Source organism: Paenibacillus daejeonensis DSM 15491 (assembly GCF_000378385.1).
Classification (GTDB): Bacteria; Bacillota; Bacilli; order Paenibacillales; family Paenibacillaceae; genus Paenibacillus_D; species Paenibacillus_D daejeonensis.
This window is the reverse complement of sequence record NZ_KB899659.1, coordinates 1,178,458-1,195,444: the sequence shown is the minus strand read 5'-3', so window position 1 is coordinate 1,195,444 and position 16,987 is coordinate 1,178,458. Positions and strand designations below refer to the sequence as shown.

The 16,987-nt window shown below is 52.6% G+C and carries 17 protein-coding genes; 10 read left to right on the top strand and 7 right to left on the bottom strand.

Annotation, left to right across the window (positions count from 1 at the left end; all coding sequences use genetic code 11):
• Window positions 1-50 precede the first annotated feature (50 nt).
• Window positions 51-833: an alpha/beta hydrolase gene (locus tag F556_RS0105915; protein WP_020615991.1), complete on the top strand. Its 783-nt coding sequence runs from the start codon at window positions 51-53 to the stop codon at window positions 831-833.
• A 68-nt stretch (window positions 834-901) separates the two neighbouring features.
• On the opposite strand, the gene yhbH is transcribed toward F556_RS0105915, so the two are convergent.
• The 4 genes from yhbH to F556_RS0105895 all read right to left on the bottom strand — a co-directional run bounded on the left by yhbH (window position 902) and on the right by F556_RS0105895 (window position 4,862).
• Window positions 902-2,062 carry a sporulation protein YhbH gene (yhbH, locus tag F556_RS0105910; protein ID WP_020615990.1) on the bottom strand — a complete coding sequence of 387 codons (1,161 nt, stop codon included), beginning with the start codon at window positions 2,060-2,062 and terminating at the stop codon, window positions 902-904.
• A gap of 83 nt (window positions 2,063-2,145) precedes the next feature.
• Complete coding sequence (locus F556_RS0105905) at window positions 2,146-2,946, bottom strand: WYL domain-containing protein (RefSeq protein ID WP_020615989.1); 801 nt, start codon at window positions 2,944-2,946, stop codon at window positions 2,146-2,148.
• The gene (locus F556_RS0105900) at window positions 2,915-4,246 is read right to left on the bottom strand and encodes a helix-turn-helix transcriptional regulator (protein ID WP_020615988.1); all 1,332 of its coding nucleotides are present in this window, start codon (window positions 4,244-4,246) and stop codon (window positions 2,915-2,917) included. Before F556_RS0105900 ends, F556_RS0105905 begins: the two co-directional genes overlap by 32 nt.
• 157 nt (window positions 4,247-4,403) lie before the next feature.
• Window positions 4,404-4,862, bottom strand: coding sequence for a hypothetical protein (locus F556_RS0105895; RefSeq protein WP_020615987.1), 459 nt, complete (start codon window positions 4,860-4,862; stop codon window positions 4,404-4,406).
• A 64-nt stretch (window positions 4,863-4,926) separates the two neighbouring features.
• On the opposite strand from F556_RS0105895, the gene F556_RS0105890 reads away from it, so the two are divergent.
• Together F556_RS0105890 and F556_RS0105885 are read left to right on the top strand one after the other, a co-directional pair.
• Complete coding sequence (locus F556_RS0105890) at window positions 4,927-5,301, top strand: DUF423 domain-containing protein (protein WP_020615986.1); 375 nt, start codon at window positions 4,927-4,929, stop codon at window positions 5,299-5,301.
• 49 nt (window positions 5,302-5,350) lie between these two features.
• Complete coding sequence (locus F556_RS0105885; protein ID WP_020615985.1) at window positions 5,351-7,243, top strand: putative bifunctional diguanylate cyclase/phosphodiesterase; 1,893 nt, start codon at window positions 5,351-5,353, stop codon at window positions 7,241-7,243.
• A gap of 72 nt (window positions 7,244-7,315) precedes the next feature.
• Here the strand turns inward: F556_RS0105885 and F556_RS0105880 are convergent, their stop codons facing one another.
• Complete coding sequence (locus F556_RS0105880) at window positions 7,316-7,810, bottom strand: hypothetical protein (RefSeq protein WP_157272622.1); 495 nt, start codon at window positions 7,808-7,810, stop codon at window positions 7,316-7,318.
• A gap of 258 nt (window positions 7,811-8,068) precedes the next feature.
• On the opposite strand from F556_RS0105880, the gene F556_RS0105875 reads away from it, so the two are divergent.
• Window positions 8,069-8,371: a YunC family protein gene (locus F556_RS0105875; protein ID WP_020615983.1), complete on the top strand. Its 303-nt coding sequence runs from the start codon at window positions 8,069-8,071 to the stop codon at window positions 8,369-8,371.
• A 92-nt stretch (window positions 8,372-8,463) separates the two neighbouring features.
• Here the strand turns inward: F556_RS0105875 and mtnA are convergent, their stop codons facing one another.
• Window positions 8,464-9,525, bottom strand: coding sequence for an S-methyl-5-thioribose-1-phosphate isomerase (mtnA, locus tag F556_RS0105870; protein ID WP_020615982.1), 1,062 nt, complete (start codon window positions 9,523-9,525; stop codon window positions 8,464-8,466).
• A 39-nt stretch (window positions 9,526-9,564) separates the two neighbouring features.
• The gene (mtnK, locus tag F556_RS0105865; protein ID WP_020615981.1) at window positions 9,565-10,776 is read right to left on the bottom strand and encodes an S-methyl-5-thioribose kinase; all 1,212 of its coding nucleotides are present in this window, start codon (window positions 10,774-10,776) and stop codon (window positions 9,565-9,567) included.
• Between the two features lie 179 nt (window positions 10,777-10,955).
• Between mtnK and F556_RS0105860 the strand changes: the two genes are divergently transcribed.
• From F556_RS0105860 to sufB, 6 genes are all read left to right on the top strand, one after another.
• On the top strand, window positions 10,956-11,552 hold the full coding sequence (locus F556_RS0105860) for a DUF1802 family protein (RefSeq protein WP_020615980.1): 597 nt from the start codon (window positions 10,956-10,958) through the stop codon (window positions 11,550-11,552).
• Between the two features lie 128 nt (window positions 11,553-11,680).
• Window positions 11,681-12,460, top strand: a complete 780-nt coding sequence (gene sufC / locus F556_RS0105855) for a Fe-S cluster assembly ATPase SufC (RefSeq protein WP_020615979.1) — start codon at window positions 11,681-11,683, stop codon at window positions 12,458-12,460.
• Window positions 12,461-12,487: 27 nt separating this feature from the next.
• Window positions 12,488-13,798 (top strand): Fe-S cluster assembly protein SufD, encoded by a 1,311-nt coding sequence (gene sufD, locus F556_RS0105850; RefSeq protein WP_020615978.1) that lies wholly within the window; start codon window positions 12,488-12,490, stop codon window positions 13,796-13,798.
• Window positions 13,795-15,021 (top strand): cysteine desulfurase, encoded by a 1,227-nt coding sequence (locus F556_RS0105845; protein ID WP_020615977.1) that lies wholly within the window; start codon window positions 13,795-13,797, stop codon window positions 15,019-15,021. Before sufD ends, F556_RS0105845 begins: the two co-directional genes overlap by 4 nt.
• Complete coding sequence (sufU, locus tag F556_RS0105840; protein WP_020615976.1) at window positions 15,008-15,436, top strand: Fe-S cluster assembly sulfur transfer protein SufU; 429 nt, start codon at window positions 15,008-15,010, stop codon at window positions 15,434-15,436. The genes F556_RS0105845 and sufU overlap by 14 nt, the downstream gene beginning before the upstream one ends.
• Before the next feature lie 25 nt (window positions 15,437-15,461).
• Window positions 15,462-16,859 carry a Fe-S cluster assembly protein SufB gene (gene sufB / locus F556_RS0105835; RefSeq protein WP_020615975.1) on the top strand — a complete coding sequence of 466 codons (1,398 nt, stop codon included), beginning with the start codon at window positions 15,462-15,464 and terminating at the stop codon, window positions 16,857-16,859.
• Window positions 16,860-16,987 lie beyond the last annotated feature (128 nt).

Here is a 16,987-nt window from a genome sequence, read left to right as displayed (position 1 = left end):
CTTCTGGGCTAGAATAGAGAGGAAACAGTCAGAGGAGGAAGAGCATAATTATGACACCCATCTCAGTCGCCGGGTCCAAGCCCCGGGCAGGACGATGGCGCAAAGCGTTGCTGTGGCTGGTTGCCATCTTGGCCGTCTTGGCCATAGCGCTCGTCGTCGCCCTGAACTGGCTCACCTATGAGCCGGAACAGGCTGCATTGCAGTACATAGGAAGCTCCGAGCAAGTCGCTGTTACCAACACCAAGCATTGGATCAGCTTTGAGCCTGCGGGTCAGGCGCAAACCGAGAACATTATCTTCTATCCGGGCGGCCTGGTGGAGCCGGAGAGCTACGCGCCGTTTCTATTCAGTCTGGCAGAGCAAGGGTATCGTGCCTTCCTGGTCAAGATGCCGCTCCAGTTAGCTGTGTTTGCCCAGAACAGAGCCTCCGAAATTATTGAATTGGCACCCAATCAAAGCTACGTCATCGGTGGTCATTCGCTGGGCGGTTCGATGGCGGCGCGGTTTACGGCTTCCCACCCAGATGCCATCGACGGGATCTTCTTCCTTGCCTCTTATGCCGACGACAAAGCGAATCTGAGTGCGTCCGGCCTGCAAGCCTTGCAGATCACCGGTACACAGGATAACGTATTAAATCGCGAGGTTTGGGAGAACAGTCGTGGTCATTTGCCGGAGGATGCTGTTTACCTGGAGATTGAAGGCGGCAACCATGCCCAATTCGGAATGTATGGTCCACAGCGAGGAGATGGCGAGCCTGCCATCGGAGGAGATGAGCAGCTGCGTCAGACCGTGGAGGGGATCGTAGGCTGGCTTCAAGGCTTCCCTCGCTCCTAAGCCATGAGTGTAATGGAAAGGGCACCTGACTCGCATTGCAGCGAGCAGGTGCCCTTTGACATGAGGCATTAAGTAACGGGTTCTTTTTTGGAGAAAAACGTTTTGAGCGCCTGATAGACATCCTGCTTTTCCTTAATAATCGAGTAGATGAATTTATGATTCTGAATATGCTTATAAGCCGACATCAGCGTACTGCTCCGGTTGTATTGATTGACTTCACCGTAACCGAACATGTTGCTGCGCTCCATCAATTCCGCGATCAGTTTGACGCATCGTTCATTATCCGAGGTCAGATTATCACCATCGGAGAAATGGAAGGGGTAGACATTCCATAATTGGGAAGGATAGCGGCTGTCGATAATCTCCAGTGCCTTGATATACGCCGAGGAACAGATGGTGCCGCCACTCTCGCCTCGTGTGAAGAAATCCTCTTCACTGACCTCCTTGGCCTCGGTATGGTGGGCGATGAAGACAATCTCCACTTTCTCATACTGGTGTCTTAAGAATCGGGTCATCCAGAAGAAGAAGCTGCGGGCGGCATATTTTTCGAAGCTCCCCATGGAACCGGATGTGTCCATCATGGCCAAGATGACGGCATTGGATTGCGGCTTAATGATTTCTTCCCAAGTTTTGTAGCGTAGATCATCGGGCGAAATACCGTGAATGCCAGGGCTGCCAGTGGTACTATTGCGGCGCAAATTTTCCAGAATGGTTCGCTTCTTATCGATATTGGACATGATACCCTTCTTGCGAATATCGTTAAATCGGATTTCCTTCGTATCCAGCAGGTCCTTATCTTTGCGTTTGAGGAAAGGCAGTTCCAGCTCCTCGAAGAGCATCATCTCCAGCTCGGCTAGGCTGATTTCAGCTTCTATCACATCCTCGCCGGGCTGGTCGCCGGCTTTTTCTCCTTTGCCTCCCTTTTTGGCCGAGGCCGGGTCGGTACCCAATACGTCGCCTACACTGCTGTCGCCATCGCCTTGCCCCACATGCTTGTTTTTATTGTGATTGTACACAAAGTGATATTCGTCCAGACTGCGGATCGGCACCTTGATAATCTGCTTGCCGTCCGACAGCACAATGCTCTCCTCGGATACCAGGTCTGGCAGGTTCTGCTTGATGGCTTCCCGGACCTTCTGCTGATGCCGGGCCTGATCCTGATAGCCCTTGCGATGCAGCGACCAGTCATCACGGGAGACGATATACAACGGTTCGCGACTAGAATCCATCTGCGGTTACCCCCTCGTCGAATGCTTCGTATATCTACTATATTCAAGCGAAGGAAGGTTATGTGACCAATCGCTGCCGAGCTCTAGCCCTCCTGGTAGCGAGACAGTGCCATCGTAGCGGATTGGTGCATCCGCGCCTGCATGGCTTGATGATCCTGTACCCGGACTCTCCGGCCCAAAAAGCGCAGCCTGGAGAGTACGTATTCGCGTTCATTGGAGCTAAAATGCAGGATGATGGAATAGCAGTTCTCGTTCTCGTCGTGCCGGACCTGTTTCTCGAAGCAAGAGAAGGCGGACAGGATGCGGGAGAGCTCCTGATTATATTGTCTGGGGATCTCCAGGGTAACGGAATCACGCTGAAGCTCAAGTCGGCGGCGTATTTCCTGCTGCGCCTCGTGCCACTCGGCTTCCAAACAGGGCTCCTCCCGGCATTCGCTGATTTTGTCCAGCCTTGTGCTCATGAGCCTGCGCTGGTCATGCTTGTACCAGAGCAAATACCATTCCCGCTTCACCATCGAATATTCCAGTTTGTACGGAATGCACAGACAGGGTTGTCCTGCAACACCGTATTTGCCGACGGGCAGAAAACGGAGTTTCCTGTGCTTCTGTATGGCTTCCCGGACGGAATGAATGAGCGGATGGAACACCTGATTTTCGCGGCTTTGCGCTTTTTCGGTCAAGCTCTCATGCAGCTGCAGTGGTTCGTCATTCACGAGCAGGGTTTGCAGCTGCTGCAGCGTTGCTCTACTGAGAGCCTCTTGCGCAGCTGGGTGCTCCAGCATTGTTTTCAGCCAGCTGCGTTCAGCGCTGGTGGTAAAGAAAACGTCTCGCTCATCCAGTTGGGCAAGCAGCTCATGATTGGTTATTTTCTCGAACAGGTTCATAGCTGGCAGCGATCTCCTTCCAGTCTTCAATCATTTCCTGACGCAGCTTTGACGGTTCCAGCACCTCGCAGCTGGAGCCGAAGCTGCGCAGCCACGGTTTGATTTCTGTCGTGTCATTGACATCAATCTCATACAGAAATGAAGTGCCTCCGGACTCCTCGGTAATGGTTCCCCATTGGCCTTGCAGCTGCACTCGTTCTTTCACAAAGCTGGGAATGCCGGCCCCCGGGTGAAAAAAACGGGCCCGTACTCGCACGGTAGGGCCGGTATCGATAAGCCAGCTATTTCGAATCCTCGCCATTAACCGATCCCGATGCTGTGCGTACTCGTGCTCCGAGACGGCCTCTGCCTCCGAGAGACGTGTAATGCCCTCCAGTCTGAACTTGACGATTCCAAGTCTTGATTGGTGAGCCAGTAGATACCATCGTCCGAATTGGTGGTCGTAGATAATCTGCAAGGGGAGAACCGTTTTCTCCCGCCCCTTGTGTTCCCGCTGAAAGAGGGGATTCGTTTGACTGGCGCTGTAGCTGTGGGGGCTCTTCGGCGTAAAATAGAGAAATTGGATGAGGCGGCGCTGGCGCATCGCTTCAATGAGGCTAAATACATGAGCTTCATCCAGAATGCGAGAATAATAATGATATTTGTAGAGAAAGGCGTCCAGTGCCTCCGTATTCATGCCTTGCCTCATGAGTAGTTTCTTCAAGCTGTCGCGTAGCAGATAGCCGTGAACGGATGGTAGCTGGGTGGAAGCCATAATATCTACAAAGGCGAAAATCTCCAGCAGCTGCTCCGCTGTGAGGCGGCCGAGCTCGTCCTGGAGACGATAACGGAACGGACGCTTGGCATCGACCCGGCGGATGACACCGGTTGTTTCCAGATAACGGAGATCGGCTCGAATCGTTTTTTCGTCTGGAGGGGTGTCGCTTTCGACCTGACCGTCCGAGCAGCAGTCCAGCAATTCGGTAACGGTCTGCGAGCGCTTCTGGAGTGATTCGAGCAGCAAGACCAGTCGGCGGCTCTCGGTTATCTTCATCGACTTGCCTTGAAAGAGCAGGAGGAGCAGGGGATCGACGGCATCATAATAGTTATATCGGAACGTGGCCGTAAACGCCTGTTTGTCTTTGTCTGAGCTGGCAAGGGGAGAGGAACCAGATATTGATTTCAGCCGCTGGAGCGTCTTGTCAAACGTATGTACGGAAATGCCCAGTCGCTCGGCATATTGTTGTCTGCTGTAAGCCCCGCCGGTCATGGCAAGCATGCGCAGAAATTGAATCTCCTTGTCAAACTGTTCTCTGGCCATAGCTTTCCTCCTTAAAACACGGCCGGCCGCAAACGCGAACTACCCGGGGAGCAGAGCTCGCCAGGTTGGTGGCGCAGGTTCGCGTTATGCGTTTGATGGGCGACCATGGTATAATCGATTCTGCGAAGCCTTTGCACAAGCCTTATTCAGCTTTTATTTACATACCTTGAACGAAGGTGCCCAGGATCAGCAGACCGCCAAACCCAAAGACGATCACTCCGTTCAGAACGACGCCGATGATTCCAAACACCTTGCGCCTGTTCTTAATAAACAAGCCGATGATGCCCAGAATAAGACCGACTACACTGAGAAGCACAGTGAACAGCAGCAGGATGCCTAATAGCATGACGCCGCTTCCGGATGCCTGAGCAATGGTCTCAGGATCTGGCACGGAGCCGTCAGTCGGCAGAGATTCAAAAATGGAGTACGCGGCTGTCATGGAAAGGACAACAACGCCAATAATCCCAAGGATGCTGAGAAGCCCAATGACGAACGAAGCAATACCGAGCCCGGATTGCTTGGTGGGATAGGGCTCGCCCTGATCATGTTCGGAATAGGGTTGAAAAGGCCCGGAAGGGCTACGTTGATCTGGGGATTGGTAAGGATTCTGATCCATTGCGTTGCTCCTTTATAGGTTTTTGTAGAATTATACACCAAATACAGGGAAGTGAAAACTACACATGACTTCAAAGTATGTTGTTACCGGTGCGATCTATGCCATGCTGGCTGTAGCCTTTGGAGCCTTTGGCGCACATGCGTTGGAGGAGCAGCTGACCGAGTCCATGCTCGCAACTTACGAGACGGGGGTTCGTTATCAGATGTACCATGCCATCGGGCTGATTCTGATAGGTTTGATCCCGCAATCGTCGGCTGACCGCCGTTTGTTGACATGGGCTGCCGGACTGCTCCATGCCGGGATTCTGATTTTCTCTGGCAGCCTGTACGTTCTGACGCTGACTGGATTTACCAAGCTCGGGATGGTCACGCCGATCGGCGGAGTTGCCTTTATTGCTGGCTGGCTCATGATGATCATCGCCGTCACGCGACGCAAATAGTTAGATGTTGCGTAGCTGACATTTAGTGCAGACAGGAAGGAGAACGTGTGTGGCGGATCGTAAAGTACGGCCTACTCATCAACAACCCAACTTTGACCGTGCCCGCATGCTGGCAGTCTGGACGATAGGGCTTGTCGTCCTGGCCATCGCTCTCTGGATGGGCGTATCGCTGGATTTCTTCGGTTCACAGGGAGCCAAGTGGCTGTCAGCTGCTCTGGTAGCCTTCACAGTGATCATCCTGTTACTCGTGTATCTTCGGCAGCTGCGACAGACACGGTCCGCATGGCGTTCGATCCGCCATCAGGTTGCCGATGCCTTGCTGGTTCGCAGCCCAATGCCGGTTGTCGTTCTGGATACCCAAGGGCAATTTCTTGACGTCAATGACAGCGCAGCACAGCTGTTGGGTTACGAGAAGCAAGAATTGCTGGGCACGAAGCTTCAGTCCTTGCTAGAGACGAGCGCCGAGACAGCTGCTTGGCTGGAGGACGCGCATGTTGAATCAGCAGGCGGGCATTTTCCGTTGACTCTCGTCAACCGATCGGGACTGCCCCTTGATATTCAGGTTATTGCCTGTCCTTTGTACCAGGAGGACAAGTGGAGCGGCACCATGCTGATTATTCAAGATACAAGTGATCGCAGACGCAATCGGGAGCGTATCCGGTATATGGCTTATTATGATGACATGACAGGGTTGCCTAACCGGAGAATGTTCATGATACAGCTGACTGAGGCGCTTGACCGGTCCCAGAGACATGAGGGGCAGGTCGGACTGTTATACCTGGATCTGGACCATTTTCGACTGGTCAATGATTCGTTTGGCCGCGAATTTGGCGATATGCTGCTCCTGCAAGTGGCTGAACGCCTTACCAGGCGATTGTCCGAGCAGGATATGACGGCACGCATGGAAGGAGACGAATTCGCCGTGCTCCTGATGGCTGTTGAATCCGAGCAAGAGCTCGTTGCGCGGACAACAGAGTTGATGGCTGAACTGGAGGAGCCTTTTGAACTGCAGGGTTTCCCGCTTCATGTAACGGCGAGTGTTGGCATAGCTGCAAGTGAAACGAAGGATGAGCCGGGCCAATTGTTAAGGAAAGCGGAACAAGCGCTGAGCAAAGCCAAGGACAGCGGCAGGAACGGTTATATTTTGTACTCGGATAGCTGGAGTAATTCATCTCTGGAACGCTTGACCCTCCAGCATGAAATGAAGCAAGCGATTCAGCGTCAGGAGTTTGTGCTGCACTATCAGCCGCAATACGATCTCTCAAGTGGGGAAGTCATTGGACTCGAAGCCTTGATTCGCTGGGAACATCCGGAGCGGGGCTTGGTACCCCCTGGGCAGTTTATTCCCGTTGCAGAGGAAACCGGTCTGATTGTCCAATTGGGTGATTGGGTGCTGGAAGAAGCGTGCCGCCAAAATAAAGCATGGCAGGATGCAGGCTTATCTGCTGTTCCGGTTTCTGTAAACCTGTCAATTCGGCAGTTTCTGCAACAGAATTTAACGGAGAAGGTTGCCAGCGTTCTGGAGCGGACAGGTCTCTCACCTGAGCACCTCGACCTGGAAATTACCGAATCGATGACGATGGATGTGGACCACGCTACACAGTGCCTGCTGGAGCTGACAAAAATGGGCATCAATATTAGCATTGATGATTTCGGCACGGGCTACAGTTCGCTCAATTACTTGAAGAAGCTGCCAATTGGTCGTCTGAAGATTGACCGCTCCTTTGTCAGAGACATTCAGCATGATCCCGGAGACGCGGCCATTGTGGCAGCGATTATCTCTATGGCTCATAACCTCAATATGCAGGTTATCGCTGAGGGGGTAGAGAATGAAGGCCAACTGCAATTTTTGAAGCGTCATGGCTGCGATGAAATGCAAGGTTACTTCTGGAGCGCTCCCGTGACCAGCCAGCAAGTCGAGAGACTATTACAAACTGGATAGCTTGTTGAAAGATAGACCAAGAAACCCGCCTCCTGTGTATGCAAGGGCGGGTTTTGTGTGTGGTGAATGACATTATTCAATGAAATCGTCAATTTCATTAATGGAAAAGGTATATACTTGTTTCTCATCCACATGGTAGACAGTGACATTTCCGTTCTCTTCATCAAACTTGACGATTCGGCAAGGGATGCTGAGCTTGACGCCCAATCCTTTATTCACATGCAACCGAATCAGCTTGTTCTGATCAATATAGGCGCGGATTCTCGCGTCCACAGCCATTCCAGTGTCTGGCCCAGGAGTGGTGGGTCGTGCGAGAGCTGATTTCGATGGTGGAGGCACAAGATTCAGATGAGGAACAGCATGCTCTTGAGGTGGCTTGGTTCGTGTCATCATGGATTCAATCACCCGGCCAAGTTCGATTCCGCTCTGAATGCGAAAATCGGCAGCACCCGTCTGATTAAGGATGCTCAAGAGACGTTCCAACGCTCGGGCGTTGCTCTCATCCTCTATAAGAATATCTACGTTAAACAGATAGGAGCTGTTGGTTGTTTTTTCTTTCGTCATCAACGCCCTACTTCCCCCTTCAATAGTTTGGCTCTAGTTCACAGGGACTACTTCTTACATAACTATTACTAATATACCATGAATGAAATTGAGTACATAGTCCTAAATTTGACATCAGGGTCATCTTTTTTTAGTTGATATCCCATAGGTATTGGTCTGACAAGGCGGCTCCCCACACGGAGATCGCAGACTGGCATATAGTATACAGTCAGTTGATCCTTGCCTTGCAGGAAGCAGGCACAGAAGAGTGGAGGGATTACAATGATCCGGATGGTGCCTATTACGATCGGATCGGCGACGGCGCTAGGTGTAGAGGTGAAGCTGCCCAAAACGACGCTGCTGAGCATCTCTACTGATCAGGGCTATATTATGTGCGGCGCGCTCGATGTAGGGTTACTTAATGAGAAATTACGGGATCGGGGAATTATAGCCGGCCGGGCAGTAGGTGTACGGACACTGGAGGAGCTGCTGGAAGCACCCTTGGAGTCCGTGACAGTGGAGGCGGAAACGATGGGTATCCATAAAGGGATGCCAGGCAGGGAAGCGCTCGCCAAAATGCTATAAACACGCAAGCGAAATCAGCTCCAGACCACAGGGTCTGGAGCTGATTTTGTTATTAGATATGAAATGACTGGCTAGCCTGATCGTATGCTGGATTACAATTGTTCGAACAATTTCTTGAGACTGGCATCAAACGGCGGGCGGAGAATGCCTTTCTCGGTAATAATCGCACTCACATATTCGTTAGGTGTCACGTCAAATGCCGGGTTGAACACCTTCACGCCAGCGGGAGCGGTCCGTTTGCCGAAGCCTTCCGTGATTTCTTCATCCGGGCGCTCTTCAATTGGAATATCCGCGCCTGTTGGCGTCTGCATATCAATTGTTGACATTGGACATGCGACATAGAACGGAATGTTATGGGCCTTGGCCAGTACAGCTACGCTGTAGGTTCCGATTTTGTTGGCCACATCGCCATTGGCAGCAACACGGTCGGTGCCGACAATAACGGCATCGATCCAGCCTTTGGACATAACCATGCCGGCCATGTTATCACAGATTAGGGTGACGTCAACCCCAGCCTGCTGCAGCTCAAAGGCTGTGAGCCGGGCGCCTTGGAGCACGGGACGCGTTTCATCCGCAAATACACGAATCTTGAGCCCTTGCTCCTGTGCCAGATAAAACGGGGCAAGCGCAGTGCCGTATTTGGCGGTAGCCAGTCCACCGGCATTGCAGTGCGTCAATACGCCCATGTCATCCTTAAAGAGAGATAAGGCATGCTCGCCAATCAGGCGGTTGGTCTCCTCATCTTCGCTCTGGATAGCTACGGCTTCCATAACGAGGGCCTGTTGACATTCGTCTACCGGACTCCCCGAGGCAGCCAATTGCACAGCACGTGCCTTCATCCGGTCAAGCGCCCAGAACAGGTTCACAGCCGTTGGTCTGGAGGTGGCAAGGTATTGGGCATGCTGGTTCACGGCAGCCAGCCAATCCTCTGTGGTATCAAATGCACCCCGACTGCCTAATACAACGCCATATGCAGCGGAAATGCCGATGGCCGGCGCCCCGCGAACCTTAAGGTGGCGAATCGCCTCCCATACATCTTCCGGTGTAGTTAATGGGAGATAGACGATCTCCTCGGGCAGCAGCCGCTGATCCAGCAGCTCGACCCGCTCTCCTGTCCAGATGACAGATTGCAAAGCTTCAGTTGTATTATGCATGGTTCATTACCCTTTCTTGAATTAGACATTGCTGAGGTGTCATGCTTGAGCAGCAGATGCTGCTACGTCGATCAGTTCTTCAATCGATTCGATGCGGCGGTTGCGCTTGATCAGCGAAGTGCCGATCTGCAGGGCCAACCGCTGGGCGCGCTCCTTAGCTTGCGCATCAGGAATCGTATCAATATCGGCAACATGTGAGAGACCAACGATCCGGCGTACCATTTTGCACCCGGCATAGCCTGTGGTATCCTGAAGCAAGTTCGACAGGTACAGCTTCTTGTATCCGTCTGCTGAATTCAGCAGACGATCAATGCCGTGCTCGTCCCATAGCTGAAGGAACTTGCGCTCGAACAGCGTCCAGATGTCGCGGATCGTCTCCAGCAGATACAAACGGTAATCGGCTCGTTCCTGAGCGTCCTGATGCCAGTGCTCGTGAGCGGCATAATTAAGCAGCAGATTCGCAATGGTCGCACCCACATCAAAACCTGACGGGCCATAATAGGCAAACTCAGGATCGATGGCTTTTGTCGAATCGTCTTTGACGAAGATACTGCCTGTGTGCAGGTCGCCATGCAGCAGAGCTTGACCTTGAGTCAAAAATTTGTTCCGTAGAATGGCAACCTCCAAATGGAGTTCGTTGTCGCGAGTCAGCGCCTCGGCCGCATCGGCAATGGCCGCATCGTAATTATTATTAGGCGAGTCCGTGTACGGGTCTTCAAAGATGAGATCCTCCGTAATCTTACACAGCTCCGGATTAATGAAACGGCCAGACTGCAATTTCTTCTCCTGCTGGTTCATGCCCAGATCCGAGGTGAAGAAGAGCGTGTTAGCCATGAACGTGGAGATATCCTCAGCGAACTGTGGGAAACGACGTCCCTCAATCAAGGCCCGGCGCATAATAACATGATCGCTCAGGTCCTCCATAACCGTAAGGGCCAGATCGGCATCGTAATGGTACACCTGCGGGACCAGTCCGGGTGCCAGCTTGCCTTCTATTATAAGAGCTTCGCTCTCAATGCGGGCTCTATCGAGTGTCAGTGGCCAGGATTCGCCGACGACCTTGGCATAGGGCAGGGCCTGCTTCAGTATCAAGCTCTTGCCGCTAATGGCATCAGTTATATGAAAAACGAGATTCAGATTGCCGTCTCCGATTTCCTGACATGCCAGTTCGGCGTCTGCAGGAAAAAAGCCTTCGAGCGAACGGGCGTGCCGAATCGCTTCCTGTTCCGTTAATGGATGATATGTTGACAAGGGGGTCCCACCTCCAATAATAGTACGAAATCGCGGGTTTGGTATTCGTCTCAGCTTAGTATAGCGAATATTATTTCGCGTTGGAATACCTTCAACTGATATAATAGACCCTACGGAAAACTTTTTAGCCTATGCTTCCGAAGTGAGTTTTCCTTCGGAAAACTTTTAGGAGGACGGACATGTACAATTTATCAACAAGCGGGCATAATGAGCCTGTGGCATTGAAGGAGTGGGCGGTAGTGGTCCGGGCACTGGCATCGGGGGAGCAGATCTTCCTGTTGCGCAAAGGGGGAATTGTCGAAGAAACTCGCGACTTCCAGCTCCTCAGTCCAACATTCTATCTGATGGAGACTTATGAGCATCAGAAAGCCGAGCTTCTCAAGGAGCCGGCCCGGCCGGTATTGGAAGAAACACTCCAGGACTGGCAGCAGAACGCCTCACAGATGCGGTTGTCCCTCTATGGAGAAGTGACAGAAGAACTGGAGATTCGTGATCAGGAGACCCTGGACAAGCTCTATCCTTACCACATTTGGACGGAGGAGCTGGCCGAGAAGCGGTTGAAGTGGAAGCGGAAGCAGCCGCTGCATTTGCTGTTTATCCGGGCCTGGCGCCTGAAGGAGCCTGCTGAGGTTCCGGTGAGAGAGCCTTACCTGGGCTGCAAATCCTGGGTAAGGCTGGAGGACGGTGTACCTGAATCCACATTTGAAGAAGTGCTGTCTCAGCAAGCGTACGAATCCAGGTGCCGCGAGATCCGCCAAGTATTGGGTCAAAGTTAGATCTGGCTATTTTAACGGCGTTGATTGCTTTGTAACAGGAATTATTATAAGATTAGATTGAGAATCATTGAGAATACGCCCGCGCGGCGTTCAGAAAATTTGACACCATTCGGAAGGAGCAATAAATCATGTCCACGAAGTTTGTGATTGACGGGCTGAAAGCTACAATTGAAGATAAGGAGATTCTGAAAGGAATCAACCTGGAGATAAAAGGCGGCGAGATTCACGCCATCATGGGACCGAACGGAACAGGTAAAAGTACGCTGGCTTCGGCCTTGATGGGGCACCCTAAATATGAGGTTACCGGTGGAACTGCTGAATTGAACGGAGAAGATTTGCTGGAAATGGATGTCGACGAGCGCGCGCTCGCTGGCGTTTTCCTGGCCATGCAATATCCAAGTGAAATCTCCGGCGTGACCAATTCGGACTTCCTGCGCAGCGCAATCAATGCCCGTCGCGAAGAAGGGGACGAGATCTCGCTGATCAAGTTCATCCGCCAAATGGAAGCCAAGATGAAAGAACTGGATATGAATCCCGAGTTCGCGCATCGTTACCTTAATGAAGGATTCTCCGGCGGTGAGAAGAAGCGGAATGAGATTCTACAAATGCTGATGCTGGACCCAAAAATCGTTATTCTTGACGAAATTGACTCCGGTCTGGATATTGATGCTCTCAAAATCGTTGCTGCCGGCGTGAACAGCATGAGATCCGAAGATCGCGGATTCCTCATCATTACGCACTATCAGCGGCTCTTGAACTATATTACACCTGACTATGTCCACGTTATGATGCAAGGCCGTATCGTCAAATCTGGCGGTCCTGAGCTTGCAGCGCGTCTGGAGAATGAAGGTTACGACTGGGTCAAGGAAGAGCTTGGCATCGTCGATGAAACTGTCGGGCAAGCCTAGGCCGAACGAAAGGAGAAGAGCAAATCTATGAGTACACAACTATCGACTCCGATTAATCGTAGTTCGGCTGAGGCGTTGTCCCGCAGCAAGCAGGAGCCCCAGTGGCTGGCATCCCTGCGAGCCGAGGCGGCAGAGCTTGCCGAGACGCTGGCCTGGCCGAAACCGGAGAAAACACGGATCGAGCGCTGGTCGCTTGGCGCGCTGGGCGAGTATAAGGCAGCCGAGCAACTGACACGAGTAGAGGATCTGCCGGCAGATGTCCAGCCTTACGTGCCTCAGGACGCGGGAGCAGACTTCATTGTCCAACGCAACTCGGGCATCGTCTTCCGTCAGCTATCGGAGCAGCTCAAAGCGCAAGGCGTGATCTTCACGGATCTGGAGACGGCCGCCGCCGAGCATCCGGAACTGGTTCAACCGTATCTGTTCAGTGCAGTCAAGAAGGACGAGGACAAGCTGAACGCGTTGCACGCGGCACTGTGGAACGGCGGCATCTTCCTGTACGTGCCCAAGAATGTGGACGTGGAATTGCCCGTACAGGCACTGTTCTTGACCGACGATCCGGAAGCGACCTTTGCGCCGCATATTCTGATTGTTGCTGAATCGAACAGCCGCGTGACGTACGTGGATCGCGTCATTTCCTCTCGTACAGGCGACGCAGCCCCTTCGATTCATCATGGCGCTGTCGAGGTCATCGTCAAAGCGGGAGCACAAGTTCGTTTTGCGTCTATTCACCATATGCATCCACAAGTCATCGACCTCTCTGTACGCCGCTCGAATGTAGAGCGCGACGGACGCATCGAGTGGATTATCGGCGACCTCAATGATGGCAATGTGTTATCCGACACCACCTCGAGCCTCGACGGCGCGGGCTCTACCTCGGATGTTAAGGTCATCAGCATTGGCGCTTCTGATCAGAAGATGAGCCTGACTACGCGTGCTGTTCACTTCGGTAAGAATACCGACTCGTTGATGGTTACGCGCGCGGTCATGAAAGAGCAGGCGACGGCGATTATTAATGGCATCACCAAGATTGAAAAAGGCGCAACCAAGGCTAATGGCGTACAGACAGAAAAAGTACTGATGCTTAGCCCCAAAGCCCGCGGCGACGCGAATCCGATTCTCCTGATTGACGAGGATGACGTAACAGCAGGTCATGCAGCGAGCGTTGGACAAGTGAGCCCGGAACAAATCCATTATTTGATGTCACGCGGCATTTCCAAGGCCCAGGCCGAGCGTCTTATCATTTATGGCTTCCTGGCGCCTGTTGTGTCAGAGATTCCAATCGAGGCTGTCCGCACCCAGCTTCGTGAGCTGCTCGAAAGGAAATTGCTGTCATGAATGCCCGTGAGCTGCGCGAGCAGTTTCCGATCCTGCAGCAGCAGGTGAACGGACATCCGCTTGTGTATCTGGACAATGCGGCGACCTCGCAGAAGCCGCGGGCGGTGCTGGACGCGGTCAGCCGTTATTATGAATTTAGCAATTCCAATGTTCACCGCGGCGTGCATACGCTCGGCTCACGCGCTACCGACGCTTACGAAGGCGCGCGTGAGCGTGTCGCTCGTTTTATCGGCGCTGGCAGCACGCAGGAGATTATCTTCACCCGTGGAACAACCACGGCGCTCAATCTTGTGGCTGCCAGCTATGCGCGCGAAGCCTGCGGCGAGGGCGATGAGATTGTCCTCACCCCGATGGAGCATCACAGCAATCTGATTCCTTGGCAGCAAGTGGCCAAGGCGACGGGCGCAGTGCTCCGCTACATTCCTCTTCAATCGGATGGCACCATCCGGATCGAGGATGTGGAAGCGACCATTACCGACCGTACCAAGGTCGTATCCGTCATGTACGTCTCCAATGTGCTGGGCGTGATAAATCCGATCAAGGAGATCACGGAGATTGCCCATCGTCACGGAGCGGTTATGGTAGTCGACGGCGCGCAGAGCACACCGCATCTGAAGGTGGATGTACGTGAGCTCGACTGTGATTTCTACGCTTTCTCCGGTCACAAAATGTGCGGACCGACGGGCATTGGTGTGCTGTACGGCAAGAAACACCTGCTGGAGCGGATGGAGCCGGTTGAATTCGGTGGCGAGATGATTGATCATGTCGACCTGTATGATTCCACCTGGAAGGAGCTGCCCTGGAAATTCGAGGGTGGCACGCCCATTATCGCTGGAGCGGTTGGTCTGGCGGCTGCAATCGACTTCCTGGAGGAGATCGGCATGGATGCCATCGACCAGCATGAGAAGACCTTGGCTGCCTATGCGTTCGACCGTCTGAGCACGATTGAGGGAATCTCCCTCTACGGTCCGACAAGCGGCAGGGTCGGCTTGATTACTTTTAATCTCGGCGATGTGCATCCCCATGATGTGGCCACTGTATTGGATGCCGAAGGCATTGCTGTCCGTGCCGGACATCACTGCTGCCAGCCTCTCATGCGTTGGCTGGAAGTTACGGCAACGGCTAGGGCCAGTTTTTATCTCTATAACGACGAAGCGGACGTAGACGCCTTGGTAGACGGATTACTAAAGACAAAGGAGTTCTTCGGTCATGCAATTGGATGATTTGTACCGCAGAGTCATAATGGATCATTATAAAAACCCCCGTAACCGCGGTTCAATGGAAGAAGATGCGGTCACGGTTAATTTGAATAACCCGACCTGCGGTGACCGCATCTCCTTACAGATGCAGCTGCAGGACGGGATTGTCAAGCAGGCCAAATTCACAGGCGAAGGGTGTTCGATCTCCCTGTCTTCCGCTTCCATGATGACGGATGCTGTCAAAGGCAAGACGTACGAAGAAGCGCTGGAGATGGCGGAACGCTTCTCCTCGCTGATGCAAGGCGAGCCTGTCGAGTTCGATTACGAGGAGCTGGAAGCTCTCTCGGGCGTCAGTAAGTTCCCTGCGCGGATCAAGTGCGCGACTCTGGCTTGGAATGCATTGCGCAAAGGGATTGAGCATGATGGACAGAACGGCTAACTAAAACAACAGGAGGTAGAGCACAATGGCGAAGAAAATGCCGGAAATGGAAGAGTACAAATATGGTTTCCGTGACGAGCATAAGGCGATCTTCGAATCAGGCAAAGGTCTGACCCCCGAAATCGTCCGTACCATCTCCGAGATCAAAGGCGAGCCGGAATGGATGCTGGACTTCCGCTTGAAGTCCTTGGAGCAATTCTACAAAATGCCAACGCCAAAATGGGGCGGCAATCTCGATGAGTTGAACTACGATGAAATTCAGTACTATGTTCGCCCTTCAGAAAAGCAAGGTAAAACCTGGGAGGAAGTCCCTTCCGAAATTAAAGAGACCTTTGATAAGCTGGGGATTCCGGAAGCGGAGCAAAAGTTCCTGGCCGGGGTTTCGGCGCAATATGAATCCGAGGTTGTTTATCACAGCATGCAGGAAGATCTGGAGAAGCAAGGCGTAATCTTCACGGATACAGATACGGCGTTGCGTGAGCATCCGGAAATTTTCCGGAAGTTCTTCGGTACCGTGATTCCTCCGACCGATAACAAGTTTGCTGCGCTGAACAGCGCGGTCTGGTCGGGCGGCAGCTTCATCTATGTTCCTCCAGGCGTAAAATGCGACGTACCTCTGCAAGCCTACTTCCGCATCAACTCGGAGAATATGGGGCAATTCGAGCGGACGTTGATTATCGCGGACGAGGGCAGCTCGGTCCACTATGTCGAAGGTTGTACGGCACCGGTCTACAGCACGAATTCCTTGCACAGTGCGGTTGTTGAAATCCTCTGTCTCAAGAATTCCAGTGTTCGGTATACAACCATTCAGAACTGGGCACCGAACATCTACAACCTCGTAACCAAGCGCGCGGTAGCAGAAGAAAACGCGACAATGGACTGGGTTGATGGTAACATCGGCTCCAAGCTGACGATGAAATATCCTGCGGTTGTCCTTAAAGGCCGTGGTGCCAAAGGTATGGTGCTCTCGATCGCTGTTGCCGGTAAAGGTCAGCATCAGGATGCAGGCGCGAAGATGACGCATCTGGCACCAGACACTACGTCGACGATCGTCTCCAAATCGATCAGTAAGCACGGCGGCAAAGTAACCTACCGTGGACTGACTTCCTTCGGGCGCAACTCCGAGGGCTCCAAGGCGAACGTCAAGTGCGATACGCTGATATTGGATAACGAGTCCACGTCGGATACGATTCCGTACAACGAAATCCTCAACGACAATATTACACTCGAGCACGAAGCCACCGTCTCGAAGGTATCAGAGGATCAACTCTTCTATCTGATGAGCCGCGGCTTGTCGGAGGACGAAGCGACCCAGATGATCGTTATGGGCTTCATCGAGCCATTCACCAAAGAACTCCCGATGGAGTACGCGGTCGAAATGAACCGACTCATCAAGTTCGAGATGGAAGGTTCGATTGGTTAATATTGACCTATGAAGATCAACAGCATTCTCCCGCCGGGAGAATGCTTTTTTTTGGTGAATTTATGCAATTTCGTCCTCCAGCAAAGAATAAATCTCCCGTACTGGAACATCCTATCTGAAGTAGGATG